Origin of the sequence: Aquincola sp. J276, assembly GCF_024700035.1 — a bacterium.
GTDB lineage: Bacteria > Pseudomonadota > Gammaproteobacteria > Burkholderiales > Burkholderiaceae_C > Aquincola > Aquincola tertiaricarbonis.
In genome coordinates, this window is record NZ_JAJONC010000001.1 from 3,532,669 (window position 1) to 3,558,648 (window position 25,980).

20 protein-coding genes are annotated in these 25,980 nt (G+C 59.2%); 19 read left to right on the top strand and 1 reads right to left on the bottom strand.

All coding sequences use genetic code 11. The annotated features are described in order from the left end of the window. Positions 1–26: 26 nt before the first annotated feature. Entirely contained in the window at positions 27–1,334 is a 1,308-nt protein-coding gene (ugpB, locus tag LRS14_RS16450) for a sn-glycerol-3-phosphate ABC transporter substrate-binding protein UgpB (RefSeq protein WP_046111088.1), read from the bottom strand. Between the two features lie 216 nt (positions 1,335–1,550). Between ugpB and LRS14_RS16455 the strand changes: the two genes are divergently transcribed. The 19 genes from LRS14_RS16455 to LRS14_RS16545 all read left to right on the top strand — a co-directional run bounded on the left by LRS14_RS16455 (position 1,551) and on the right by LRS14_RS16545 (position 25,979). Then, positions 1,551–5,486 carry an FAD/FMN-binding oxidoreductase gene (locus tag LRS14_RS16455; RefSeq protein ID WP_257800189.1) on the top strand — a complete coding sequence of 1,312 codons (3,936 nt, stop codon included), beginning with the start codon at positions 1,551–1,553 and terminating at the stop codon, positions 5,484–5,486. Next, complete coding sequence (locus tag LRS14_RS16460; protein ID WP_257800190.1) at positions 5,483–5,926, top strand: HIT family protein; 444 nt, start codon at positions 5,483–5,485, stop codon at positions 5,924–5,926. Before LRS14_RS16455 ends, LRS14_RS16460 begins: the two co-directional genes overlap by 4 nt. Beyond that, the gene (locus LRS14_RS16465; protein ID WP_257800191.1) at positions 5,923–6,324 is read left to right on the top strand and encodes a DUF971 domain-containing protein; all 402 of its coding nucleotides are present in this window, start codon (positions 5,923–5,925) and stop codon (positions 6,322–6,324) included. The genes LRS14_RS16460 and LRS14_RS16465 overlap by 4 nt, the downstream gene beginning before the upstream one ends. A 16-nt stretch (positions 6,325–6,340) precedes the next feature. Then, complete coding sequence (ubiE, locus tag LRS14_RS16470) at positions 6,341–7,072, top strand: bifunctional demethylmenaquinone methyltransferase/2-methoxy-6-polyprenyl-1,4-benzoquinol methylase UbiE (protein ID WP_257800192.1); 732 nt, start codon at positions 6,341–6,343, stop codon at positions 7,070–7,072. Between the two features lie 200 nt (positions 7,073–7,272). Continuing rightward, entirely contained in the window at positions 7,273–8,253 is a 981-nt protein-coding gene (locus LRS14_RS16475; RefSeq protein WP_257800193.1) for an EpsD family peptidyl-prolyl cis-trans isomerase, read from the top strand. A gap of 8 nt (positions 8,254–8,261) precedes the next feature. Continuing rightward, positions 8,262–9,110, top strand: a complete 849-nt coding sequence (gene epsE / locus LRS14_RS16480) for a polysaccharide export protein EpsE (protein WP_257800194.1) — start codon at positions 8,262–8,264, stop codon at positions 9,108–9,110. A gap of 12 nt (positions 9,111–9,122) precedes the next feature. Beyond that, positions 9,123–10,550 carry a chain length determinant protein EpsF gene (epsF, locus tag LRS14_RS16485; protein ID WP_257800195.1) on the top strand — a complete coding sequence of 476 codons (1,428 nt, stop codon included), beginning with the start codon at positions 9,123–9,125 and terminating at the stop codon, positions 10,548–10,550. 1 nt (position 10,551) lies between these two features. Next, a complete protein-coding gene (locus LRS14_RS16490) occupies positions 10,552–11,457 on the top strand; it encodes a polysaccharide biosynthesis tyrosine autokinase (protein WP_257800197.1) in 906 nt (301 codons plus the stop codon). A gap of 20 nt (positions 11,458–11,477) precedes the next feature. Continuing rightward, a complete protein-coding gene (gene xrtB / locus LRS14_RS16495; RefSeq protein ID WP_257800198.1) occupies positions 11,478–12,350 on the top strand; it encodes an exosortase B in 873 nt (290 codons plus the stop codon). Further along, a complete protein-coding gene (epsI, locus tag LRS14_RS16500) occupies positions 12,347–13,033 on the top strand; it encodes an exosortase-associated protein EpsI, B-type (protein WP_257800199.1) in 687 nt (228 codons plus the stop codon). Before xrtB ends, epsI begins: the two co-directional genes overlap by 4 nt. Positions 13,034–13,082: 49 nt before the next feature. Continuing rightward, positions 13,083–14,531: a hypothetical protein gene (locus tag LRS14_RS16505; RefSeq protein WP_257800200.1), complete on the top strand. Its 1,449-nt coding sequence runs from the start codon at positions 13,083–13,085 to the stop codon at positions 14,529–14,531. 95 nt (positions 14,532–14,626) lie between these two features. Continuing rightward, positions 14,627–16,024: a hypothetical protein gene (locus LRS14_RS16510; RefSeq protein ID WP_257800201.1), complete on the top strand. Its 1,398-nt coding sequence runs from the start codon at positions 14,627–14,629 to the stop codon at positions 16,022–16,024. Then, on the top strand, positions 16,021–17,580 hold the full coding sequence (locus LRS14_RS16515; RefSeq protein ID WP_257800202.1) for a hypothetical protein: 1,560 nt from the start codon (positions 16,021–16,023) through the stop codon (positions 17,578–17,580). The genes LRS14_RS16510 and LRS14_RS16515 overlap by 4 nt, the downstream gene beginning before the upstream one ends. Positions 17,581–17,682: 102 nt before the next feature. After that, positions 17,683–18,981 carry a Coenzyme F420 hydrogenase/dehydrogenase, beta subunit C-terminal domain gene (locus tag LRS14_RS16520; protein ID WP_257800203.1) on the top strand — a complete coding sequence of 433 codons (1,299 nt, stop codon included), beginning with the start codon at positions 17,683–17,685 and terminating at the stop codon, positions 18,979–18,981. Positions 18,982–19,004: 23 nt separating this feature from the next. Continuing rightward, positions 19,005–20,033, top strand: a complete 1,029-nt coding sequence (locus LRS14_RS16525) for a polysaccharide pyruvyl transferase family protein (RefSeq protein WP_257800204.1) — start codon at positions 19,005–19,007, stop codon at positions 20,031–20,033. Continuing rightward, positions 20,030–21,232: a glycosyltransferase family 4 protein gene (locus tag LRS14_RS16530; RefSeq protein ID WP_257800205.1), complete on the top strand. Its 1,203-nt coding sequence runs from the start codon at positions 20,030–20,032 to the stop codon at positions 21,230–21,232. Before LRS14_RS16525 ends, LRS14_RS16530 begins: the two co-directional genes overlap by 4 nt. Then, positions 21,229–22,170, top strand: a complete 942-nt coding sequence (locus LRS14_RS16535; protein ID WP_257800206.1) for a glycosyltransferase family 2 protein — start codon at positions 21,229–21,231, stop codon at positions 22,168–22,170. Before LRS14_RS16530 ends, LRS14_RS16535 begins: the two co-directional genes overlap by 4 nt. Further along, positions 22,167–23,270, top strand: coding sequence for a DUF1972 domain-containing protein (locus LRS14_RS16540; protein WP_257800207.1), 1,104 nt, complete (start codon positions 22,167–22,169; stop codon positions 23,268–23,270). Before LRS14_RS16535 ends, LRS14_RS16540 begins: the two co-directional genes overlap by 4 nt. 624 nt (positions 23,271–23,894) lie before the next feature. After that, the gene (locus LRS14_RS16545) at positions 23,895–25,979 is read left to right on the top strand and encodes a DUF1800 family protein (RefSeq protein WP_257800208.1); all 2,085 of its coding nucleotides are present in this window, start codon (positions 23,895–23,897) and stop codon (positions 25,977–25,979) included. Position 25,980 lies beyond the last annotated feature (1 nt).

A 25,980-nucleotide genomic window follows, 5' to 3' on the forward strand; every position in this document is an offset into this window, starting at 1 on the left:
GCGGCGCTGCGGGCGTTCAGCCGGCTTCAGCGCGTGTTGGCCTTCTGGAAACGCTCGAGCTGCTCGTTGCCGCGCTTGACGATGGAGTCCAGCGCTTCCTTGGCCGTCTTCTTGCCGGCCCACACCTGTTCCAGTTCCTCGTCCTCGATGGCGCGGATCTGCAGGTAGTTGCCCAGGCGGATGCCGCGCGACTTGTCGGTCACCTTGCGGATCATCTGGTTCACGGCCACGTCGGTGCCCGGCTTCTCCTTGTAGAAGCCCGATTCCTCGGTCAGCTTGAACGAGGCCATGGTGATCGGCAGGTAGCCGGTGCGCTTGTGGCTGGCGGACTGCACTTCCGGCTTGGACAGGTAGTTGAAGAAGGTGGCGATGCCCTTGTATTCCTCGGGCTTCTTGCCCGACATCACCCACAGGCTGGCGCCGCCGATCACGGTGTTCTGCGGTGCACCTTCCACGTCGGGGTAGTAGGGCAGGGGGGCCAGGCCGTAGGCGAACTTGGCGTTCTTGGCCACGTCGCCATAGAAGCCCGACGACGTGGTGATCATGGCGCACTCACCCGAGGTGAACGACGCCTGCGGCGTGGCGCTGCGGCCTTTGTAGACGAACAGCCCCTGCTTGGCCATGTTGGCCAGGTTCTCGATGTGCCGTACATGCAGCGGCGAGTTGACCGCCAGGCGCGCGTCCAGGCCGGCAAGGCCGTTGCGCTTGGTGGCGAACTCGACGTTGTGCCAGGCCGAGAAGCTTTCCAGCTGGGTCCAGTTCTGCCATGCCAAGGTGATCGGGCACTTGTGCCCGCTGGCCTTCAGCTTGGCCGCGGCCGACACCACTTCCGGCCAGGTGGCCGGTGCCTTGTCGGTGGGCAGGCCGGCGGCCTTGAAGGCGTCCTTGTTGAAGTAGAAGATGGTGGTGGAGCTGTTGAACGGGAAGCTCAGCATCTCGCCACTGGGCGCGGTGTAGTAGCCGGCCACGGCCGGGATGTAGGCGGCCGGATCGAACTTGAAGCCAGCGTCCTTCATCACCTTGCCGGCGGGCACGATGGCGCCCTTGCTGGCCATCATGGTGGCGGTGCCCACCTCGAACACCTGCAGGATGTGCGGCGCGTTGCCGGCACGGAAGGCGGCGATGGCCGCGGTCATCGATTCATCGTAGGCGCCCTTGTAGGTGGGCACGATGCGGTAGTCCTTCTGGCTTGCGTTGAAATCCTTGGCCAGGTCGTTGACCCACTCGTTGTTCACGGCGGTCATCGAATGCCACCACTGGATCTCGACCTGGGCCTGGGCCCCGAAGGACGCGGCCAGCACGGCCGAGGCCAGCGCGAAAGACTTGAAATGCATGCAGGAGACTCCGTGGGAGGGGTTTGAAGCCCGCCAGTATTTTGAAGTTTTATGACAGTCGCGTTTCTGTCATGAAGCGCTGGCAGGGGCAACGGGGATAACCCGCCGACCGTCGGGCCGCCGCCCGGGCGCCGGAGGGCCGTGCGTTAACATCCGGCCCCCTTGCGTCAACCCCGCCCGGTGCCGTCGCCCGGGACGCGGCGGCGGTTAATCGACATGAATGCACCGCTTGCTGTGAACACCCTGGCCGTCCCCGGCCTTGCAGACGAGCAGGCACGCCGCCTGCGCGAGATTCCCTACAACTACACCTCGTTCTCCGACCGCGAGATCGTGATGCGGCTGCTGGGCGAGCGTGCCTGGCAGCTGCTGGACCGCCTGCGCGGCGAGCGCCGCACCGGCCGTTCCGCGCGCATGCTGTACGAGGTGCTGGGTGACATCTGGGTGGTGCAGCGCAACCCGTACCTGCAGGACGACCTGCTCGACAACCCCAAGCGCCGCGGCCTGCTGGTGGACGCCCTGCGCCACCGGCTGGGCGAGATCGCCAAGCGCCGCGACCCGCAGGCCGACCCGCAGCGCGACGCGCTGGTGGGCGAGCTGCTGGTGCTGGCCGAATCGGCGGTGGCCGGCTTCGCCGCCTCGTTCGACGCGCTGGGCGAGCTGCGCCGCAAGGCCCGCCGCACGCTGGGCCGCATCACCGCCAAGGACAACATCAAGTTCGACGGGCTGTCGCGTGTCTCGCACGTCACCGACGCCACCGACTGGCGGGTGGAATACCCGTTCGTCGTGCTCACGCCCGACACCGAGGCGGAGATGGCCGGCCTGGTGCAGGCCTGCGTCGAGCTGGGCCTGACCATCATCCCGCGCGGCGGCGGCACCGGTTACACCGGCGGCGCCATCCCGCTGACCTGGAAGAGCGCGGTCATCAACACCGAAAAGCTCGAGCGCATGACCGAGGTGGAGCTGGTGGCGCTGCCCGGCCATGCGCAGCCGGTGGCCACGGTGTTCACCGAGGCCGGCGTGGTGACCCAGCGGGTGGCCGATGCGGCCGAGCGTGCCGGTTACGTGTTCGCGGTCGATCCCACCTCGGCCGAGGCCAGCTGCATCGGCGGCAACATCGCGATGAACGCCGGCGGCAAGAAGGCCGTGCTGTGGGGCACCGCGCTGGACAACCTGGCCTCCTGGCGCATGGTCACGCCCGAGGCCAAGTGGCTGGAGGTCACGCGCCTGGACCACAACCTGGGAAAGATCCACGACGTGGACGCGGCGCGCTTCGAGCTGCGTTACTTCGATGCCTCGGGAAAGGTGCTGGAGCGCACCGAGACGCTGGAGATCCCCGGCCGCGTGTTCCGCAAGGAAGGCCTGGGCAAGGACGTCACCGACAAGTTCCTGGCCGGCCTGCCCGGCATCCAGAAGGAAGGCTGCGACGGCCTGATCACCAGCGCCCGCTGGGTGGTGCACCGCATGCCGGCCCACACCCGCACGGTGTGCCTGGAGTTCTTCGGCAACGCGAAGGACGCGGTGCCCAGCATCGTCGAGATCAAGGACTTCATGTTCGCCGAGGCGCGCAAGCCCGGCGGTGCCATCCTGGCCGGCCTGGAGCACCTGGACGACCGCTACCTGAAGGCGGTGGGCTACGCCACCAAGAGCAAGCGCGGCAGCACCAGCGCCAGCGGCCTGCCGAAGATGGTGCTAGTCGGCGACATCGTGGGCGACGACGAAGCCGCCGTGGCCCGCGCCACCAGCGAGGTGGTGCGCATCGCCAACAGCCGCGCCGGCGAAGGCTTCGTGGCCGTGAGCGCCGACGCCCGCAAGAAGTTCTGGCTCGACCGCAAGCGCACCGCCGCCATCGCCCGCCACACCAACGCCTTCAAGATCAACGAGGACGTGGTGATTCCGCTGGAGCGCATGGGCGAGTACACCAACGGCATCGAGCGCATCAACATCGAGCTGAGCCTGCGCAACAAGCTGCAGCTGGTGGATGCGCTGGAGGCCTTCTTCCTGCGGGGCAACCTGCCGCTGGGCAAGAGCGACGATGCCGGCGAGATCGCCAGCGCCGAGCTGCTGGAAGACCGCGTTCAGCAGGCGCTGCAGCTGCTGCGCGAGGTGCGCCTGCTGTGGAGCGGCTGGTTGCAGGGGCTGGACAGCATCGCCGAAGGCCCGGATGCGCGCAGCTTCTTCGAGCTGATCCAGGACACCACGCTGCGCGCCTCGTGGAAGACGCAGATCCGCAAGCCGCTGCAGTCCATCTTCTCGGGTGCGGCGCTGTCGCCCATCGTGGAGGAGTGCAACCGCATCCACAAGGAAGTGCTGCGCGGCCGCGTGTGGGTGGCGCTGCACATGCATGCCGGCGACGGCAACGTGCACACCAACATCCCGGTCAACAGCGACAACTACGAGATGCTGCAGACCGCGCACGAGGCGGTGGACCGCATCATGGCGCTGGCCCGCAGCCTGAACGGCGTGATCTCGGGCGAGCACGGCATCGGCATCACCAAGCTCGAGTTCCTGACCGACGAGGAACTGCAGCCGTTCGCCGACTACAAGCAGCGCGTGGACCCCGAAGGCCGCTTCAACCGCGGCAAGCTGCTGCGCCCGGGCAGCACGCCCGAGTGGGCCGACGTGCATGCCGCCGACCTGCGCCATGCCTACACGCCCAGCTTCGGCCTGATGGGCCATGAGTCGCTGATCATGCAGCGCAGCGACATCGGCGCCATCAGCGACTCCATCAAGGACTGCCTGCGCTGCGGCAAGTGCAAGCCGGTGTGCGCCACCCATGTGCCGCGCGCCAACCTGCTGTACAGCCCGCGCAACAAGATCCTGGCCACCTCGCTGCTGGTGGAGGCCTTCCTGTACGAAGAGCAGACGCGCCGCGGCGTGAGCATCGCGCACTGGGAAGAGTTCGAGGACGTCGCCGACCACTGCACCGTGTGCCACAAGTGCGCCAGCCCTTGCCCGGTGAAGATCGACTTCGGCGACGTGTCGATGAACATGCGCAACCTGCTGCGCAAGATGGGGCAGAAGAGCTTCCGCCCCGGCAATGCCGCGGCGATGCTGATGCTCAACGCCACCAACCCGCAGACCATCAAGTTCGTGCGCAGCGCGATGGTGGACGTGGGCTTCAAGGCCCAGCGCCTGGCGCACGACGTGATGAAGCTGGCCGCGCGCAAGCAGACTGCCGCGCCGCCCGCCACCGTGGGCAGCGCGCCGCTGAAGGAGCAGGTGGTCCACTTCATCAACAAGAAGCTGCCGGGCGGCCTGCCCAAGCGCACCGCACGCGCGCTGCTGGACATCGAGGACAAGGCCTACGTGCCGATCATCCGCAACCCGCAGGCCACCACGGCTGAGACGGAGGCGGTGTTCTATTTCCCCGGCTGCGGCTCGGAGCGGCTGTTCAGCCAGGTGGGCCTGGCCACGCAGGCGATGCTGTGGCATGCAGGCGTGCAGACGGTGCTGCCGCCGGGTTACCTGTGCTGCGGCTATCCGCAGCGCGGCTCAGGCCAGTTCGACAAGGCCGACCAGATCATCACCGACAACCGGGTGCTGTTCCACCGCGTGGCCAACACGCTGAACTACCTGGACATCAAGACCGTGGTGGTGAGCTGCGGCACCTGCTACGACCAGCTGCAGGGCTACGAATTCGAGAAGATCTTCCCCGGCTGCCGCATCGTCGACATCCACGAATACCTGCTCGAGCGCGGCATCACCCTGCCCGCCGCGCAGCGGGGCGCCTACCTGTACCACGACCCCTGCCACAGCCCCCTGAAGCTGCAGGAGCCGATGAAGACGGTGAAGGCGCTGGTGGGCGACAGCGTGCTGAAGAACGACCGCTGCTGCGGCGAGAGCGGCACGCTGGGTGTGACACGGCCCGACATCTCCACGCAGATCCGGTTCCGCAAGGAAGAAGAGCTGCGCAAGGGCGAAGCCGCGCTGCGCGACAGCGGCGCGGTGGCGGCGGGCGAGGACGTGAAGATCCTCACCAGCTGCCCCAGCTGCCTGCAGGGCCTGAGCCGCTATGGCAACGACCTGAACAACGGCCTGCTGGAAGCCGACTACATCGTGGTGGAAATGGCCCGCAAGATCCTGGGCGAGAACTGGATGCCCGAGTACGTCGCCCGCGCCAACCAGGGCGGCATCGAGCGGGTGCTGGTATGAGCACGGTGGCAAGCACCGCGACCTGCGAGCTGTGCAACACGCCCGGCGGCCACGTGGTGTGGCGGGGCGAGGGCTGGCGCGCCATCCGCGCGGCCGATGCATCGTTCCCGGCGTTCTACCGGTTGATCTGCGATCGCCACGTGGCCGAGTTCACCGACCTGTCGCCCGAGGAGCGCGCCCGCTGCATGGAGCGCGTGGCCGCGGTGGAGCAGGCGCTGCGCCAGGCGCTGCGGCCGACCAGGATCAACATCGCCACGCTGGGCAACGTGGTGCCGCACTTGCACTGGCACGTGATCGCCCGCTTCGACTGGGACAGCCATTTCCCGCAGCCGGTGTGGGGCACGGCGCAGCGCGTGGTGGAGCCGCCCGCCGTGCAGCGCCTGGCCTGCACGCTCGAACAACTTGACGCGGCCGTGGCCGCCGCCCTGGAAGCCGCATGACGACCAAGCTGCAGCCCACGGGCCTCACGGTCCACCAGCAATCGAAGCAGCTGGAGGTCAGCTTCGACGATGGCCGGCGCTTCCAGATCCCGTTCGAGCTGATGCGCGTGTATTCGCCGTCGGCCGAGGTGCAGGGCCACGGCCCGGGGCAGGAGGTGCTGCAGCACGGCAAGCGCGACGTCGGCATCGTCGACATCGTGCAGGTGGGCCACTATGCGGTGCAGCCCAAGTTCAGCGACGGGCACGAATCCGGCATCTTCACCTGGGAGTACCTCTACTTCCTCGGCAGCGAGCAGCCCGACCTGTGGCGCCAGTACGAGGCGCGGCTACAGCAGGCCGGCATCGACCGCGACGCGCCCATGCCCCAAGCCGGCGGCCATGCCTGCGGCAACCATTGAAGAAAGCGGACCCTCGATGACCCAGACGCATTTCGGTTTCCAGACGGTCGACGAGAACGAGAAGGCGCAGCGCGTGCGCGGCGTGTTCGACTCGGTGGCCACCAAGTACGACGTCATGAACGACCTGATGTCGATGGGCCTGCACCGCGCCTGGAAGGCCTACACCCTGGCCGTGGCCGACCTGCGCGAAGGCAGCCGTGTGCTGGACATCGCCGGCGGCACCGGTGACCTCGCCCGGGCGTTCAGCAAGAAGGTGGGCAGCAGCGGCCTGGTGGTGCACACCGACATCAACGAGGCGATGCTGCGCACCGGCCGCGACCGGCTGCTGGACGAGGGCCTGGTCCTGCCCACCACCATCTGCGACGCCGAGCGGCTGCCTTTCCGCGACGCCAGCTTCGACCTGGTGAGCGTCGCCTTCGGCCTGCGCAACATGACGCACAAGGACGGTGCGCTCAAGGAGATGAACCGCGTGTTGCGCCCGGGCGGCCGGCTGCTGGTGCTGGAGTTCTCCAAGGTGGCCGCGCCGTTGCAGAAAGCCTACGACTGGTACTCCTTCAAGGTGCTGCCGCGCCTGGGCCAGTGGGTGGCGGGAGACGCCCAGAGCTACCAGTACCTCGCGGAATCGATCCGCATGCACCCCGACCAACAGGCGCTCAAGGCCCTGATGAAGGGCGCTGGCTTCGGTCATGTGGATGTGCACAATCTCACAGGCGGGGTCGTGGCCCTGCACGTCGGCATCAAGTGCTGAGCCGCCGTGCCTGACGGCACGACCTCCCCTGAATACGTGGGGATGGATACCTTGTCTGTCAGTGCTTACACGGATCTGCCACGGACAGCCCTATACACTCCGCCGTCTGGGCGATTGACGGCCGGCGCCAGGCTGGTCCGCATCCTGCGAGCCCACATCACTGAGACAAGCCCTTGCACTGCAAGGTGGGAGATTCCAGCGTGACGACCCGATCCGACCACTATCCCCAGGCCCATCGCACATGGCGGGTGGCCTGCATTGCCGCGGCTTCGGCAGCGGTGCTGCTGGCAGCGGGGTGCGGCGAGAAGAAAGACAGCAAGGTGGCCAGCCAGACTGCGGCCAAGGTGAACAAGGAAGAGATCACGGTTCACCAGATCAACTTCGTGCTGCAGCAGCAGCGCGGCTTGCGGCCCGAGCAGGCGGATGCGGCGAGCAAGCAGATCCTGGAGCGACTGATCGACCAGGAACTGGCCGTTCAGAAGGCCGTGGACCAGAAGATGGACCGGGACCCGCGCGTGGTGCAGCAGATCGAAGCCGCCAAGCGCGAGATCATTGCCCGCGCCTACGTCGACAAGATCGGCGAGACGGCGAGCAAGCCCACCCCCGACGAAGTGCGCAAGTACTACGACGAGAAGCCGGCTCTGTTCAAGGAGCGCCGCGTTTACAGCCTGCAGGAGCTGGCCATCGAAGCCAAGCCCGAGCAGATCGACGGCCTGCGCGCCAAGCTGGCCGAAGCGAAGAACATCAACGAATTCGTCGAGTACCTGAAGGCCAACGAATTCAAGTTTGCCGGCAACCAGGCCGTGCGCGCCGCCGAGCAGCTGCCGCTGGCCAGCCTGGACAACTTCGCCCGCATGCAGGACGGCCAGGCCGTGCTCACGCCGTCCCCCACCGGCGCCCAGGTCATCGTGCTGGCCAATTCGCGCAGCCAGCCGGTCACGCTGGAGCAGGCCACGCCGGCCATCGAGCAATTTCTGCTGAATGACCGGAAGCGGAAGTTGGTGGAAGAGAACGTGAAGCAGATGCGAGGCGGTGCGCAAATCGAGTACGTCGGCAAGTTCGCAGAAGGCGCTGCCAGCGCGCCGGCCGCCTCCACGGCGCCTGTGCCAGCCCCCGCGCCGGCGCCTGCCGCCAGTGGGCTGGATGCCTCGTCGATCAGCAAAGGAATGGGACTCAAGTGATGGGCAGCGTGAAGAGCAACAACAACCGGCTGCGCGCCTGCGTGGCCGCCATGAGCGCTGCGGCGGCTCTGGCAGCTGCGCTGCCTCTGCAGGCACAAACGGCCAACGCCCCCATTCCGGCGTCGTCCACCCCCGAATACCGACTGGGCGCGGGCGACGTGGTGCGCATCACGGTTTATCAAAACCCCGACCTGACGCTGGAAACCCGGGTCAGTGAAACCGGCGTGGTGTCTTACCCGCTGATCGGCCAGGTACGCCTGGGCGGGCAAAGCATTTCCGCCGCCGAGCGGGCCATCGCTGATGGCCTGCGCAACGGCAATTTCGTCAAGCAGCCGCAGGTGACTATTGCTGTGCTTCAGGTTCGTGGCAACCAAGCGAACGTGCTTGGCCAGGTCAACCGGCCGGGCCGTTACCCACTGGAAGTGGCGGAAATGCGGCTGACCGACCTGTTGGCGATGGCGGGTGGCACCGCCGTATCGGGTGGTGATGTCATCATCGTCACCGGCAGCCGTAATGGACGTCCCTTTCGCGCGGAAGTGGATGTCCCCACGATCTTCAGTGCGAACTCTAATACGGAAGACATCCTCATCCAGAACGGCGATGTCATATGGGTAGAACGGCAACCGACCGTGTATATCTACGGGGAAGTTCAGCGGCCAGGGCCAATGCGCCTCGAAAGGGGTATGACCTTAATGCAAGCTCTTGCGACGGGCGGCGGACTTACGCAGCGGGGAACGGAAAAGGGCATTCGCGTACATCGACGGTCGGTTGATGGGAAGACAGAAATTATTACCCCGACTATGGACGATCGCATGAAGGACGGGGACGTCATCTACGTGCGCGAGAGCCTGTTCTAATCGAGGCCCGAAATGACTCTGACGCAAGTGTTTGCAATACTCAAAGCGCGGCGCTGGCTCGGCGCTTTGTGCTTTCTCATGATCCTGCTGTCGACATTGATGGTCAGCTTGCTGCTACCCAAGCAGTACAAAGCTTCGGCGTCCGTGGTCGTCGATGCCAAGCCTGACCCGCTTGCCGCAATTCAATATCCGGCGATGGCGTCGCCAGGTTTCATGGCCACGCAAGTCGACATCATCAACAGTGAGCGCGTTGCGCTGCGTGTTATTCGCGATCTCCGTTTGAGTGAGAGCGCCGAAATCCGCGCGCAGTGGCTTGACGAGGGTGAGGGGAAGGGGACTCCCGAACAATGGCTTGTCACCCTTCTTCAAAAGAAGTTAGAAGTGCAGCCGTCACGCGAGAGCAACATCATCTCGATCTCTTATACAGCGCCGGAGCCCCGTTTTGCCGCCGCGCTCGTGAATGCGTTTAGCCAAGCTTACTTGGCGACAACGTTGGAATTGCGGGTGGACCCAGCTAAGCGCTTCAGTGCTTTTTTCGACGTTCAATCTAAAGAAGCACGAGAGGCATTGGAAGCAGCGCAGGCTAAACTTTCTGCCTTTCAGCGAGAAAAAGGAATTATCGCAACGGATGAGCGGTTGGATGTTGAAAACCAACGATTAAGCGAACTGACAAGTCAGTTGGTTCAACTTCAGGCCATTGCATCCGAATCGTCTAGCCGGCAAGCGCAAGCAGGGGGCGTGTCTGCGGACCGAATGTCAGAGGTCCTCACAAATCCAGTCGTTGCCGGCTTGAAAGCAGACGTTAGCCGGAACGAGGCTCGACTTCAAGAACTGACCTCGCGCCTAGGCGATAGGCATCCTCAAGTGGTTGAGGCGAAGGCCAACATCGCGGAGCTGCAACGGCGCATCTCCGCGGAAACACAACGCGTTACCGGCAGCATGGCGCTCAACAGCAACGCCAATCGCCAGCGGGAGGCGAAGGTGCGCCAGGAATTAGATGAGCAGCGTCAGCGCCTTCTTTCGCTCAGAGCGGTTCGCGATGAGGGTCAAGTGTTGATGCGTGAGGTTGAAAGCGCGCAGCGAAACTTCGATGGTGTTATGTCGCGGGCAACTCAAAGCTCCTTGGAGTCGCAGGCTACTCAGAGTTACGCAAATGTGCTGACAAGTGCCCTACCGCCCCTTGAACACTCCTCGCCGCGATTGCTGGTGAACCTGGCGATCGCCGCCGCGCTCGGCGCAGTGTTGTCTGTCGCTGTCTGCCTGGTGATGGAGATGACGGACCGCAGAGTGCGAACCCTCTCCGACATCAATGAAGCCCTGGGACTCCCTGTGATCGGTTTGCTACCGCGTCCAAACGCACGGCGCACAAGCCAGCAGAAACGTAGAGCGGCTTTGGTTAGTCAACGGCTTGTCGGCCTTCCTGCGCCGTTGAGGAGGTGAAATGTCCAGAATAGATGACGGGGTTGGCGCCGGAGTTGTGCGTGGGGACGGAGCGCAGGAGCGCGGCCCGTTTGCTGATCGGTCCATCGGTTCCATCATTGCCGAATCGCGAAACCTAAACGCAGAGCAAGTGGAGCAGGTCCTGCGTTATCAGCGCGATCACGGCGTGCGATTTGGAGAGGCGGCCGTGGCATTGGGACTGGCCAGTTCTGACGACGTGCTGTTTGCGTTGTCACAACAGTTCCATTATCCCTATGCACCGGGCGAAAACCGCGTGGGGAGCCCGGAGCTTGTCACACTCAATGCGCCATTCGGTTACCAAGCGGAGAGCTTCCGGGCGATCCGCAGCCAGTTGATGATGCGCGTTTATAACGATGAGCGTGCCCGAACCGCAATTGCGGTGGTTAGCCCAGATTCTGGCGATGGGAAGACGTTCTTTGCAGCGAACATCGCGGCGACGCTAGCGCAGTTAGGCGGTCGAACGTTGTTGATCGACGCCGATATGCGCGGTCCCCGGCAGCATGAGGTTTTCGGGATTGAGAATAAAAGTGGATTATCTGGGATATTGAGCGGACGCTCTGAGTCAAAAGTAATACAGCAGGTTGCCGGCATACCGAGCTTGTTCGTGCTTCCTGTCGGAATAACACCACCCAATCCTTTGGAGCTAGTGGAGCGCCCCGCGTTCGGTCTCCTGATACGTGAACTCATCGGGAAATTTGATCACGTCATCGTCGACACACCCGCGGCAGTTTATGGCAGCGATTGCGCTGTGATCGCGGCGCGATGCGGGGCGGGGCTAATCATCGCTAGGCGCAACAGCGCGCGGGTTGATGCCCTTCATGAAATGCTTTCTGATCTTTCCAACGCTACCATGAATGTCGTCGGTGTCGTTATAAACGATTTGTAATTGCAGCCGCAAGGAAGCCTGTGAATAATATAACCGTTCCTCAGCAGGTCGCTCACCGCCGAGTCGGCCCGCTGCTGGTGTTGACAGTTGGCTTCCTTTGCCTGTATCTGCCTACCTATGCGGATCTTGTCGGGACCGTTTGGGCCAGCGACGAACAGGGGCATGGCCCGATCATCTTAGCCGTCGCGCTGTATCTGCTGTATGTCAGGCGGGACGACATCCTTTTGCCGAATGCCACTGGAACCACATGGCACGTGACCTTCTTCATGGCCGCCGGACTTTTTCTGTATGTCGTCGGGCGAAGCCAAGCGATCCTCCTCTTTGAGGTAGGTTCTCAAATCCTTGTACTTAGTGCAGTTATCCTAGCTTTAGGAGGTCGAACGGCACTTCGTAAAGCTTGGTTCCCACTGTTCTTTCTGCTCTTCATGGTGCCGCTCCCGGAAGTATTGGTGGCGTCAGTAACTGGGCCACTGAAGTCAGTCGTATCAGCCGTCGCAGCCAATGTTTTGTACTTCCTTGGATATCCAGTCGGACGAGCGGGTGTTGTCTTGACCGTAGGACAATACCAACTTTTGGTAGCTGACGCCTGCGCCGGACTTAACTCAATGTTCACGTTGGAGGCGCTGGGCCTGTTATACCTAAACCTTACGAGGTCGACGTCTGTCGTCAGGAATGTCGCACTTGCTGCTCTGATAATCCCGATCGCGTTTATTGCCAACGTCGTGCGGGTCATGATATTGGTGTTGGTGACCTTTCATATGGGTGACGAGGCGGGACAAGGGTTCGTCCATGGATTTGCAGGTATGGTGCTGTTCCTTGTGGGACTGATGCTCATGCTGGTGACGGATTCAGTACTGCGTAAGGTGACGTTCGGGCGGGAGCAGTCAACATGAATCTCACGAGGCGCTCTCTGGTTATGTCAGGTCTGATGATCGGCGGGGCTGCGACCGCTGAGTTGATTCGACCCAAGAGACATCTATCCGACGTGATGGGTCTGCCAAAGTTGCCAGCCCTGTTCCCCAGAGAAATTGCAGCGGGAGTTTGGTCTGTTGACGAACTCACCCCTGCGGTAATTACACCGCCCAATGTTCAGGCAGTGCTCGACAGCTTATACAACGAGGTGCTTACTCGCACCTACGTACGTGCCGGCCGTGATCGAGTGATGCTGTCGGTGGCTTATGGTGGCGACCAGTCGGATGCCACCAAAGCACATCGACCTGAAGTGTGCTATCCCGCTCAAGGCTTCCAAATATCCGGTGACACAACAGCGCGAATCGCGCTGGCGCAACGCGAGTTGCCTGTGCGGAATTTGTTGGCGAAACTTGGCCCGAGGTCTGAGCCGATTACCTACTGGATGGTCACCGGCGAGCATGCAGTCGTTTCGGGTACCCAGCAAAAGCTCGCCCAGATGCGCTATGGACTGAAGGGCTGGATTCCGGACGGGATGCTGGTGCGCATTTCAACCATTTCGTCAGATTACTCCGTCGGATTGAGGCTCAATGAGGAGTTCATTCGCTCGTTGTACGGCGAACTCTCTGGAGATGCGCGGGCTAGAGTGTTCGGGCGAGCCGGTTAGTTATTGCAAGTACGCTTTGCCACTTGGAGTCGGGATGAATAATAACGGCGTGAGCTTGCAACCGAGGTTACCGGTTGGGTGGCTGGCACTGCTGTGTTTGTTCAGCCTCGTTTCAGCTGCGGCGATCCCACTTGTGGGCGCCATCGCCGCAGTACCAGCTGCAGCGGTGTGCTTGGGCGTTTGTGCTATCTTGCTTATTACCCAAGCGGGGAGCGCACGCGGATCGATCCTTTTATGGGGAATAGTGCTGCTGCAGGTTACTTCAAGCCTCCTCACGAAAACAGCCGGTATTGGACTCTCCGGTGTGTGGCAGCTGAGTTTGATGATCCTGGGGCTATTTGGGTTCGTTGGACTTATTACAGCTGCGCGGTGTGACCGCATCTTCCTCCCCTTTCTCATCTTCACCGCTGGTTTTTTGCTCTGGGCGTCGCTGTCGACTATCGGCAGTCGCGCGCGTTACCTCGCCGCTGCGTATCAGTTCGCGTCCGACCTCAAGCCACTTCTCTTGGTGTGCCTCGGTTTCGCAATCGGATGGAGTTCCGGCGTTTCGCGAGTTTTCGGTGCGTTGGCAAAGTGGAGTTGGCTGGTCATCGTCGCTGTCATTGCGGTGGAATGGGCGTTGCCCGGGATTTACTTCAATGTATTCGCCGCCAGCGGCAGTGTGAGAGGGACGTTCGATCCTATTGGCATATTCCCGTCGCGGGCGATGTCAGTTTTCGAACACCCTTCAATCATGGCCAGCTACGCAGCGTTCTTCGCGCTCTACTCTTACGCAATGGTAGGTCTCACAGATAAGCCGAAACTGGGATGGTCGCTCCTAGTCGCCGCCTACCTCTCGATTATGGTCGCTTCCGTCCAACGCCAGGAGTTAGCAGCCTGCCTGTTTGCAATGATTGTCATGTATCTCCTGAAGCGTCGCGAAGGAGTTCCGGCGCGACTTATCGGCGCAGCTATTATCGGGGTGGCGGCTGCAGCTATATTTTGGCTGGTTTTCTCAGACAACCTTTTGTCTGAGGCCGGTATGTGGGGCATCGGGAACTTTCATACGGTCGAGCACCCACGCGCCCAAATATTTGTAGGCAGCCTTAATGTGGCCAGACAATATTGGCCCTTCGGCTCGGGGCTGGGGACCTATGGCGGGGCGGGTGCTGAGAAGTTCGACTTGTCCTTTTATTACGATCTTGGTTTCGGGCGGTATTGGTGGTTCGGCAAACAAGACTATCTGCTGGACACTTATTGGCCAAATTCTCTTGCTGAAAGCGGGGTCATTGGCGCACTTCTTCTTGGAGCATCGTACTTGGCATTGGTTCTAGCTTGCCTGCGGCGCGCCGTTGCGGCCGACGATCTTTCGAGGCGCCTCTGGCTGCTAGCCGGCTGCGGCTGCCTATACGTGCTCTTTATATCGCCCACGTCACCTGCATTTCAAGATCCGCGAATTTTTGTGCTCCCCGCCATGATGGTTGGTTTAGCCCACGCAGCGAACAGAACCCGGCGATGACAGGAACGTCTTTGCGCGCGATCGTTGCCACAATCTGTTCAGGGCTGCTTCTGCCGTACTCGTTTGCTGCGTGCCCGGCGAAGGACACAGTCGTCGTGGAGGTAGACACCAGTAAGCGCATCCGCCGTGACGTGCCCAAGGCCGTGTTCGGGTTCAACGTCCCGTGGCGCGATTTTCAAATCGGCCACTCTGACGCGACTGGGGCGGTGAGATCGGATGTTATTGCGCTCTTGCAGCCATTCGCGGGTGCGTCCTACAGATACCCTGGCGGTAACGTTTCTAACTGGTTTGACTGGACTGGAGCCGGCCTAGATCCTAAGGCGCGCGCTCAACAGCTCGCTGACTTCGATCGGCGCGCCCAACTCCAGTTCGGCCCCAAAGAGTTTGCTCGCTTCGTTTCCGAAGTCGATGGCGTCGCGCTCATTACGCTGAACATAGCAGGCAAGTCCGCGGGGGAATATCATACCGCCGAGGCGGATAGGCAGGTCAATTCTGCGTTAAACACCTTGAAACGTGCTGACGTGTTTGGCTGCGTCGGCGGAAGGTCTTGTCGCTTGATTGCGCTAGAGTTTGGCAATGAAATGGATTGGCCTCCCTATCGTTGGAGTGGCCCCGATTACGCGCAAAGAGTTGCTAGTCTTATACCATCAGTCAGCAAATCAGCGCCTGAGGCGAAGTTGGTTGTTCACGGTGCGACTGCGCCTTGGGCATTGAAAGACGGTCGCCTGCAAGACTTCAACGGCGCAGTCGCTGACACGCTAGCTCGAAGTGTGAGCGGGATCGCCATCCACCCGTACTACGACGGAATCACCGTTCCGGACGCCTTGCGCTACACGGACAAGTTTTCACAGGCGTTCAAATCAGTTGGTGGCAGTCCCGACGTGTATATCACAGAGCATGCACGATGGCCGTCAATGCCGAAAACGGGACCGTGGCAACAAAACTGGTTTATGGCCACGGGCGTGGGCGGGGCCGTGTCGACGGCCGACTTCCAGTTAGGCATCATTTCGATGCCAAACGTAGTCATGTCGAATTGGCATGCATTAGGAATGGCTGGTCCGTGGCAACTCCTACGCGTTGACAGCTCAGGGGCTGCATACCCAACCCCGGTCTATTGGGCGCTGAAGACGCTTCGCGAGGCGTTTCTCAGTGACGTGTACAAATCCACGCTTCGGGATTCTCGGAAGCCTGAGTACGCCGGTGGTTATAACGTTCGGGTCGTCGTCATGGGCACCGGTGACGACTCGATAAAATCGGTTCTCGGCGTGAACAGGTCTTCAAGCTCCGTGAACGTCCGGGTGATTGATCAAAACGGCGAGAAGGTGCTAACCAGCACTGTTGTGGAGCGCGCTGTGTCAAGCGAAGACCGAAGTGCAGAAAATACAGAGTCTCGTCGCGACCAGATTACACAAAAAGTGAGCACCGCCAAGAACTTCGATGGCTCCTACTGTGCGGAAGCAAACTCGGTTTTTTCTTTGGTGGAAGCGAATTGACGCCGAGCCAACAGGACGAGGCGTATTCCGGAAGACGACTCAATCGCGCGCTTAAACATTTTGCGGTCGGACGCACCATCGGTTTAGCCATCGGGTTGCTATGGCTGTTGCTTCTCGTACGCGCGCTTGACGCGAACGATTACGCGATCTACATCGCGCTAAACGGGCTACTCGAAATAGGAGTGTTGGGTTCGAGTGTCGGATTAATTGCTGCGCTGGAACGGTATGTGCCCGCTTTGCGAATCCAATGGGGTCTGCCAGCGGTTTATCTCTTTGTTCGCCGTCTGGTTGTCCTGCGTTTGGCAGCAACACTATTATTTTGCTCGGCGCTGCTTACCGGATCAACGCTCATTGGCCGATCGATTGGGTCGCCCGAAATTGGGGATGTGCTGCCGTTGTTCTGTTTGATTTTCCTTTGTGAGGCAACCTGCAGATTTTTTGAGACTGGCTTTGACTCCGTGCTTGAGCAAAAGCGGTCGCAATTGTCGCTTTTGTGGCGCAATTGTTTAAGGGTGTTGGCCTTGATAGGCGCATCCGTCCTCCTCGATGGTGAGGTAACACTACGTGGCTGGCTGCTTATTGAGGGCGCATGCTCGGTCGCTAGTCTGCTGTTTACTACAACCCTCTTTATAGCCGGTCAACACCAAGTTGGCAGCGCTACAGAGGTTGAAGGGGTAAAACCAGTAGTATTCGATTGGTCAAGGATACGGCGGTACTCTGCGCCAGTTTACGTAGCGCAATTTGTGGGCATGTTATGGGGGCTCGAGGCGGCAAAAGTCATTGGCGCAAAAGTGCTTGACGGCGAGCTTGCTGCGAAGTTTGCCTTTTGCATCGCTCTTGCATCGGTAGTCCAGCGGTATTTACCGACGGTTCTGCTGATGGGGCTGATCCGTCCGCTCTTTGTGGCGGCGGCACACCACGGGCGCACCACAACTACTAGAGTGACGTTTTTGTTTAGGATCGTCCTCAAGCTGAACCTTTTTATTTTGACCCCGGCAGTAGTAGCTCTAGTCCTCGTGGGTGACCGGTTGATGTTGCTTGCGTCTGGAAGTCGTTTTGCAGATGCCGGCACGACGGTGGCGGGACTGCTTCTATACATCACTCTACTTTCCACTCGAACTTGCCATAATTTGGTTTTGGTTACGCTGGAGGACGGGCGAACAGTGCTTAGCGCGTTGGTCGCTGGCCTGGCTGTGTTCTTTTCCGCGATTGCACTCGGTTTGGTGGATCGCACCAGTTTACTCATCTCAGTGTTGCTAGCAGGAGAGCTCGTAGCTATCTGCGTTATGCGCTGGGCAATCAAGCGGCACGGCGGCGGTGCGTCACTTCCTTGGATCTCGTTGGGCAAGTTGCTAGTGGGCGGGTTGGCGGCTTGGCTTGCAGGCAGTGGAGTGGAGTATATTTTTCCCGCTACGCAAGCAGTTTTTAGCGACATGGTGGGGTGCGGAATATCGCTTGGCGTCTACGCGCTTCTATGTTTTTTTCTCAAACCGTTCGAGCAGCAAGAAAGGCAATCGATTAATAGGGTGTTGCCTGCCCCGATTTTTGTCTGGTAGACGTCTATGAGTATTGATCGTGTAATTGAGAACGGCGTATGCGTCGGCTGCGGGGCCTGTTCGTTCGCTACCGCGGGCCGATCCAAAGTCGAGTGGACGCCGATGGGTGTGTACACAGCGGATCTTCGCGGGCTTTCGCCGGCGGAAAAAGAACGAGCGTCCGCTGTGTGCCCGTTTTCCGATGATGCGAAAAACGAGGATCACCTGGCAGCAGCCCAGTTCCAGGGGACGGCCGCGCTTCACGACCGCAGGCTGGGTTACTTCCTTCCGAACGGTTTGCTGGCTGGACGAATCGTCGACGACGAAGTTGTCCAGAACTCTAGTTCTGGTGGACTTACCACGTGGTTGCTGCAAGCTCTGCTTGCACGTGGACTGGTCGACTCAGTGATCCATGTGGAGCCAACTACATCCAAAGATCAGCTGTTTAAATATTGCATAAGTACGTCCGTGGGTGCATTGGCCGATCGAGGAAAGAGCCGTTATTACGCAGTGGAGATGTCCGAAATCCTTAGGCAGGTGGCTAATAGCGACCGTCGTGTTGCGATCGTCGGTGTCCCGTGCTTTATAAAGGCGGTTCGGCTGTTGCAGAACGAGGATGCAGTATTAAGGCAACGCGTGCGGTATACCGTGGGACTGGTGTGTGGGCACATGAAGAGCAGCGGTTTCGCGGAGTTGCTCGGCTGGCAACTCGGTATTCAGCCCGACCGTTTGGAGAAGATCGACTTCCGAGTCAAGAAGCCAGAGATACAGTCGAATTCTTACCACATCAAGGCAACTGACCGTCTTTCTGGTCAGAGTAACACCAAGGAATCGGTTGAGTTCTACGGTAATAACTGGGGTCATGCCTTTTTTCAGCTGCGATCGTGCGATTTCTGCGACGACATCATGGCTGAAACAGCCGACATTGCATTTGGCGACGCTTGGCTGCCACAGTACTCGAAGGTTTGGCAGGGTACGAACGTCGTTGTATGTCGAAATGGTGAGCTGCTAGCTATCTTGAATGAAGGTCTGACGGCCGGGGAGTTGCAATTAGAATCGCTATCTCCGGACTTGGTCGCTCGCACACAAGATGGCAATTATCGGCATAGGTGGGACGGGTTGTCTGTCCGCCTGGCCGACGTGCAGCGCTCGAAATCGTGGGCTCCGAAGAAGCGCATCGCACCAGGTTCTCGGGCCGTGCCCGCGTGGCGTCGGCGATTGGTTCGCCTGCGTGTACAGTCCGAATTAGGCAGTCATGCGGCTTTTGCGGAAGCCAAAAGGATCGGTAGCATCGAGCACTTTTACAACGTCATGAAGCCGATAACGCGACGCATAGAGTTGCAGTACAAGCTCGGGAAATTCGTTGAGGGGTACTACCTAAAAAAGGTAATGGGCCGCATTGCGCGGATACTTAAGAGATAGTCCGCCAAGAGGTAAAGTTGACTATGAAGGTTGGGATATTTACGCTGTACAGTGCTTTCAACTACGGTGCTTTTCTCCAAGCGTACGCTACACAAGAGAAAATTCGTAGCCTGGGGCACGATGTAGTGGTCGTCGACTTCGAGCCGTTCTCCGCGCGCAGGGCACGATATAGAACGCTGGTTTCCCGGCGACCGTCGACGTTGACATTCAACTTTGCTAAATTCCTAGCTTTCCGCAAAGCCTGGGAGCAGCTCCGTATTGAGCGCACGTTGCCAGACCGGCGGTATGACCTTGCTGTGTTGGGCAGTGACGAGATATGGAACGTTCGCAACCCGACATTTCAGCCGCTACCGCAATACTTCGGCCTGGACATTAATTCGCGAGTTATAGCTTCTTACGCGCCTAGCTCAAGCGATTCCACGCTCCAGGAAGTCCAAGCGAAGGAATTCGCGGTGCGTGGACTTGCGCGCCTGTCAAATGTCTCCGTCCGTGACGAGCGAACCTATGAGATTGCGGCGGCCCTAACAGGACGCGTACCAACGTTGGTTCTCGATCCGACGTTCCTGCTTGATTGGTCGCGGTTCAAGGGCGCGCCGGTTTTGAAGAATTACCTGCTCGTTTACACGTACGGCCTGGCCCCCGAACAGATCGCGGAGGTGCAGGCGTTCGCGCGGAGTAATCAATTGACGACTGTCTCGCCAGGTTTCAACAACAGTTGGTGCGACCACGTGTTGCCGGCAGATCCGTTTGCCTTCTTATCGCTGATGGCAAACGCGTCGTATGTCGTAACCGATACGTTCCACGGAACGATCTTCTCAATCCTCTACGGGCGCCAATTCATGTCGTTCGCCGCGAAGAAACCAAAAATCCAACATTTGCTTAAGCTGTTTGGATTGGAAGGACGGGCAGTCAACGGGTCCAATACCATTGGGCAGACACTGTTGCAGGACATCGATTATCCAAGTGTAGGCGAGCGCCGGTTACCTCTTCAGAAAGCATCTGAGGAGTATGTGGACAGTATTCTGCAGTCTGCCGCGACGGCGGCTCCATGAACGTTCTGAACGTTGGGCAGAATCACTATGTCCGTGGCGGCTCAGATAAGTACTTTTTTGATTTGGGCACGATGTTACGGGAGCGAAACCATGATGTGCATGTCTTCGCCGCTGCTCATTCACAGAATCTGCCCACCGCCGACTCCAGTTTTTTCCCGCCGCCTGTGGACTTCGAAAAGCCCAGGGTTAATGACTTAATTCGGTTTGTCTACAACCGGGGCGCGGCAAAAAATCTCGCTGCAATGCTTGCGACAAAGAAATTTGACGTTGCTCACCTACATATTTACTATGGGCAGTTGAGCTCGTCGATATTGAACAGTTTGAAGCGAGGGGGGGTGCCGGTCGTTCAAACCCTGCATGAATATAGGGTGGTGTGTCCTACGTCTCATCTTGTCGCAAACGGGGAACCGTGCGAGCGATGCGACGGCCATAAGTTTTATCGTGCGATTGTGCAGCGTTGTAATCGTGGCTCTGTTGCGCGATCTGCGCTTAGCGCTATCGAAACGTATGTTGCACATGCGAACGGTGCAGTTTCGGGCGTGGACCACTTTATAGCTGTGAGCGAATTCCTCAGACAGAAAGTCATTAGTCTAGGTGTCCCAGCGAACAAGGTCACTACGATACATAATTTCGTGGATGCGAGGCGTTTTACCCCGACCTCGGACCGAGGCTCTTATATTTTATACTACGGGCGTCTTGAGCTGATTAAGGGTTTGATGACACTGCTGAAGGCCGCTAGGACTCTGCCGGAGGTCGCTTTCGTGATTGCCGGCGAGGGCGCAGCACGAGGCGCCATGGAAAGCTATATTGGTCAGCATTCCCTCACGAATGTCAAGCTGGTGGGATTTCAGTCTGGAGCGGCGTTACATAGCTTGATACGTGGCTCGATTTGTACTGTGACGCCGTCGGAATGGTATGAGACTTTCGGCCTTACATTAGTGGAGTCGTTTGCGCTGGGACGTCCTGTCATTTGTTCTGACATGGGCGGCATGCCCGAAATAGTGACTGATGGGTATGATGGATACGTTGTGCCACCGGGAAATCCCGAATTGCTGGCGCAACGGATAGCGCGACTGTACGGGAACCCCGACCTCGCGATTGAAATGGGCCGTGCGGGTCGTTCCACCGCTGAAGCCCGATTCAGCCCGGACGCCCATATAGAGCGCGTGGAATCTGTATATACGAAAGTGGCGAGATGATTGCGGCAACGCCAGTTGTATCGGTGCTAATTCCCTGCTACAACGCTGCTCGTTATATCAGGGCAGCGCTGGATTCACTGGTTGACCAGTCGATGCAATCGTGGGAGGCCATTGTCGTGGACGATGCCTCTACGGACGCCTCCCGTGACATCGTTGCGAGCTTTTCTGACAGCCGTGTTCGCCTGTTGGCTAACTCGCGCAACAGTGGCCCTAGCGCTTCCAGAAATCGAGCCTTAGCCGCCGCGCGTGGTTATTGGGTTGCAGTTTTGGACGCTGACGATGAGTTCAAACCCGGGCGTCTGGACGCGCTGTTGAGTGCGGCAGAGATACGGAGCGCCGATGCGGTTATCGACAATCTTGAGGTATTTGAGGATGGCTCGCAGCGCGTAACCGGTGATTGGTTTTCACAATACGGTGTGCCTGTAACAGAAGTGCGGGTCGTGGATCCAGTATTTTTCGTTAAACACGAAATTGGTGTCGCCAAGGCTCTAATCCGGCGGGAATTCCTCACACGCCACGGAATTGAGTACGATCGCGAAACAAAATATGGGGAAGATTTCCTGTTGTACTTCCAGCTACTGCAGGCCCGCGCCCGGTTCATTGCCGTGCCTGACGCGTTATACAGACTGCGGCGTGGCGAAACAAATTCATTGACGACAAACCACCTGCTGCTCGTGGAACGCGTCATACAGCTCAACCAAAGAGTGTTGAACACGGTGGATGCTCAGCACGAACCCGCCCTGAAATCCGCTCTTGAGCGCAGACTCGCGGAATTAGAAGTGCTGCGTCGCTACCATCACGTTATCTCACCGCTGAGGCGAAGACAATTTGCAGCTGCTGCGAGCGCAGTTGTAAGCGATCCAGGAGCAATCTTTTGCGTCGTTCAGCAGATCACTAGGCGAGCGCGTCAACGCTTCATTAAGCCGTTCACAACATGAAGAAGACTCTTCGCATTCTCGGAATCAGAGGCGTGCCAGCAGCACATGGTGGTTTCGAGACTTTTGCTGAACATCTTTCTAGGTACCTCGTCGCGAATGGCTGGCGCGTGGTGGTTTACTGCCAAGTAGATGGGGTTGGAGGGATCGTAACTGATGTGTGGGAGGGTGTTGAGAGGGTTAGTATTCCCGTCTCTCAGTCTGGCCCGAGAGGCACTATCGTCTTTGATTGGCATGCAACGGCGCATGCTGCCCGTCATCAAGACCTGTGCTTGACGTTGGGGTACAACACGGCCATTTTTTGCGCTCGCCTTCGCTTGGCCGGAGTGCGCAATTTAATCAACATGGATGGCGTTGAGTGGAAGCGTGAGAAGTGGAGCGCTCCCGCGAAGTTATGGTTTTGGCTGAATGATTGGGCGGGATGTCTCATTGGGAACCACTTGGTTGCCGATCATCCAGAGATCAAACGCCACCTGACCACACGCGTGGATGCCAAAAAGATTACCACCGTGCCCTATGGGGCGAGGGATATATTAGCGGCCCCTGTGGAATTGATCCACAACTTTCAGCTCACGCCGCGCGAATACTTTACGGTAATCGCACGCCCAGAGCCGGAAAATTCGTTGCTTGAGATTGTTCGGGGATTTTCGCTGCGACGGAGAGGCAAGGTTCTGGTGGTCTTGGGGAATTATGATCCGGCCAACACCTATCACCGGAGAGTCCTAGACGCGGCAAGTCCCGAAGTACGCTTCTTGGGCGCAATCTATGACAATGAGGTCGTTGGCAGTCTGCGGTTTTATTCCCGAGCCTATGTGCACGGGCACCAGGTCGGTGGAACCAATCCGTCGCTTGTGGAGGCCATGGGTGCTGGAAATGCGGTAATCGCACACGATAACAAGTATAATCGGTGGGTTGCCGGCGAGTCGGCTTTGTATTTTCGAGATGCCGATTCCATTGCACGTTTGTTCGACGAAGCTTCTTCCTTGGATGGAAGCCAAGCCGTAAGGGCAATGGCTGAGGGGAGTAAGCGAAGGTTCGCAGAAAACTTTACTTGGGATAAAGTACTTCGTGAATATGAGGAATTGCTGTTGCAGTACGCCTAGGGCCGGCTCTGTAACGCATTAGTCTCGCATCAGTTGAACTAAGCATATTACGATTGCGCGAGTACTTCATTAACCCGGTGGGCTGACATCGCGCCAGCAACCCAACTCGTGACTTCGTGGCGTCTTTGAAGCGGCGGACTTGTTGCCCGCCGCTTTGCCGCGTTCGCTGAGACCAGTCATTCTTTAGCACGTCCGGCCCTCTTGTCGCACGACGCGTATCTTCTACGCGGTCGGACGTTGTGTTACCAGTCTTCCCAGCGTCGTCTCTTGCGTGAGCGTGCTGAACGATGTCTTCCATTCGTGCCCTGCTGGGATAGCAGCGGTGCGAAAACGCGAACGCTCGTAGGTGGTTAGCTGCAATGCATGCGCGCCGACAAGCGAGTAGGGCGGGCCCCACACAATCGCTTACGGGTGACACTCGCTCTGTTACACCCTCGCCCTAAAAGCGCCTGGCATTCACTCGATATAGAACGCAACAGGAGCGCTGCAGGATGCCATTCGCAGCGTCTCCTGGTCGCAGGCGATTCACGCATCGCGTAATACCGACATTGTCGGTCCGTCGTCCTTCCTCCATATTGCTGCAAGCGCCGTCGTCGTCCGCGGTGCAATCCTCGAGTGCATAAAATGAAGAAGCGATTGGCCTTGGTGTCTTTCTGTCTTGTTGCTGCCGCATCTGCAACCGCACAGGATCAGACGCCAACACTGACGGTTCATGCTCGCGGCGTTGTCGCTGCGGGCGTAGGGCCCGTCATGGAACTTAGGGTCAACGGCATCGCCGTTGCCAGACAAGAAGTTCGTTCGACCGGCATTACTAGCTACAAGCTACAGGCGCCTGGCCTAAGGCCAGGAGTGAAGGTGGATCTGGTCTACGCGAATGACGGGACCGTGGCGGGCGTCGACCGCAATCTGTACGTCGGAAGCCTGACAGACGGAACCGTTTCCGTTCTGCCAAGTGCATCTATAGTTTCGTACGATCTTGGACAGGGCACGGCGGCGCTTGATGGAGTCGACGTGCGGCCGGGTCAGGGAGAGATGTATTGGGGTGGTGCCCTCCGGTTGGTGTGGCCGACACCCGTGGTGGCAAAGACATCCGCTTCGGGAGTGTCTAAGTACGATGCCGCACGATTCCTGCAGCAGGCGACGTTCGGAGCAACAGAATCCGATGTGGCCCGGGTGATGTCGATCGGATATGCGGCGTGGATTACTGAACAGCAGGCCATGCCTTTCAAGGCGGATTTCGTTCAGCAGATTGAATCCAAATATCAGCTGGGCGATGCGTACCGGCCCCGAGGGAGCAGATACAACCCAGCCTGGGTCACCAACCAATTCTGGCGAAGCGTTGCCACGTCTCAGGATCAATTGCGCAGACGGGTCGGCTTCGCTCTACATCAAATTTTCATGGTGTCACAGGCGGAATCGAATTTGTGGGCCCATGCCAGGGCCTACGCGAACTACTACGACAATTTGAATAGGCATGCATTTGGCAACTTCAGAGATTTGCTGGAAGAGGTTGCGCTGTCGCCTGCAATGGGACTATATCTGTCTCACATTCGCAATCGCAAGGAAGATCCGGTAACCGGTCGCCTTCCGGACGAGAATTTCGCGCGCGAAGTAATGCAGCTTTTCACCATCGGTTTGCATGAACTGAACCCGGATGGTACTGCTCGTCGCGATGGAAATGGTGCCGTTATTGAGACTTACAACAATGACGATGTCATGGCGTTGGCTAAGGTATTTACCGGTTGGTCGTGGGCATTACCTGACGACCAACTGAGCGAATATAACTTTCGTTGGCGTTTCCCTAACTATACAGCGGCAGGCGACGTAAAATCGGATTTGGGGCGGATGAAGGCTTACCCCGGCATGCACTCCATCTCGCAAAAGTTGCTATTCCAGGGCAAGCCGCATGGCGTGACTATATCTGCTGGCGGAACGGCTGAGAGTGATCTACGAATCGCGTTGGATGCTCTGTTCAATCACCCGAACGTTGCGCCGTTCGTCAGTCGACAGCTTATCCAGCACTTGGTCACGAGTAATCCCAGTCCTGCGTATGTGAGTCGGGTTGCCGCAGTATTCAACCGCAATGAGCGCGGTCTACGGGGCGATCTTGGGAGTGTTGTACGCGCGATCCTTTTGGATCCTGAGGCACGGTCTGCGCCGAGCGCGGATTTTGGGAAACTCAAGGAGCCAGTCCTTCGTGTGGCTCAATGGATGCGCGCCTTCAATGCGCGGTCCGTCACGGGTGAATTCATGATGCCTAGTGATCTGGAGAGCCTGCAGCAGCGGCCCAACTATTCATCAAGCGTTTTCGGATACTACCGGCCTGGATATATTCCGCCGAATACAGCGTTTACTCGGGAGGGCGCCACGGCACCTGAGTTCCAAGTCGTAAATGAGACTACTGTTGCGGAATGGGTGAACGTGGCCGAAACCATGGCTATTGGAGGACTAGGCTGGACAGGTTCTGGCCGCGATGTGGTGATTAATCTTGACCCGCACATTGCAGTGGCTGCGGCGGGTAACGTCGATACGCTCATCGAGAACTTGAATGTGCTCCTGTTCGCCGGACGTATGTCCAGCCAATTGAAGCTTGACATTATAGACGCCGTGTCTAGCGTGAAGAGTTTGCCAGCTGCGCTTGGCGAGAATAGGGCGCGAATAGCGTTGTTCATTGCCCTGGCTTCCCCCGAATACTTGGTGCAACGGTGAA

Coding starts and splice junctions, on each gene's coding strand:
- ugpB (WP_046111088.1), bottom strand. CDS start 1,334: ATGCATTTCAAGTCTTTCGCGCTGGCCTCGGCCGTGCTGGCCGCGTCC.
- LRS14_RS16455 (WP_257800189.1), top strand. CDS start 1,551: ATGAATGCACCGCTTGCTGTGAACACCCTGGCCGTCCCCGGCCTTGCA.
- LRS14_RS16460 (WP_257800190.1), top strand. CDS start 5,483: ATGAGCACGGTGGCAAGCACCGCGACCTGCGAGCTGTGCAACACGCCC.
- LRS14_RS16465 (WP_257800191.1), top strand. CDS start 5,923: ATGACGACCAAGCTGCAGCCCACGGGCCTCACGGTCCACCAGCAATCG.
- ubiE (WP_257800192.1), top strand. CDS start 6,341: ATGACCCAGACGCATTTCGGTTTCCAGACGGTCGACGAGAACGAGAAG.
- epsF (WP_257800195.1), top strand. CDS start 9,123: ATGACTCTGACGCAAGTGTTTGCAATACTCAAAGCGCGGCGCTGGCTC.
- LRS14_RS16490 (WP_257800197.1), top strand. CDS start 10,552: ATGTCCAGAATAGATGACGGGGTTGGCGCCGGAGTTGTGCGTGGGGAC.
- epsI (WP_257800199.1), top strand. CDS start 12,347: ATGAATCTCACGAGGCGCTCTCTGGTTATGTCAGGTCTGATGATCGGC.
- LRS14_RS16520 (WP_257800203.1), top strand. CDS start 17,683: ATGGGTGTGTACACAGCGGATCTTCGCGGGCTTTCGCCGGCGGAAAAA.
- LRS14_RS16525 (WP_257800204.1), top strand. CDS start 19,005: ATGAAGGTTGGGATATTTACGCTGTACAGTGCTTTCAACTACGGTGCT.
- LRS14_RS16530 (WP_257800205.1), top strand. CDS start 20,030: ATGAACGTTCTGAACGTTGGGCAGAATCACTATGTCCGTGGCGGCTCA.
- LRS14_RS16535 (WP_257800206.1), top strand. CDS start 21,229: ATGATTGCGGCAACGCCAGTTGTATCGGTGCTAATTCCCTGCTACAAC.
- LRS14_RS16540 (WP_257800207.1), top strand. CDS start 22,167: ATGAAGAAGACTCTTCGCATTCTCGGAATCAGAGGCGTGCCAGCAGCA.
- LRS14_RS16545 (WP_257800208.1), top strand. CDS start 23,895: ATGAAGAAGCGATTGGCCTTGGTGTCTTTCTGTCTTGTTGCTGCCGCA.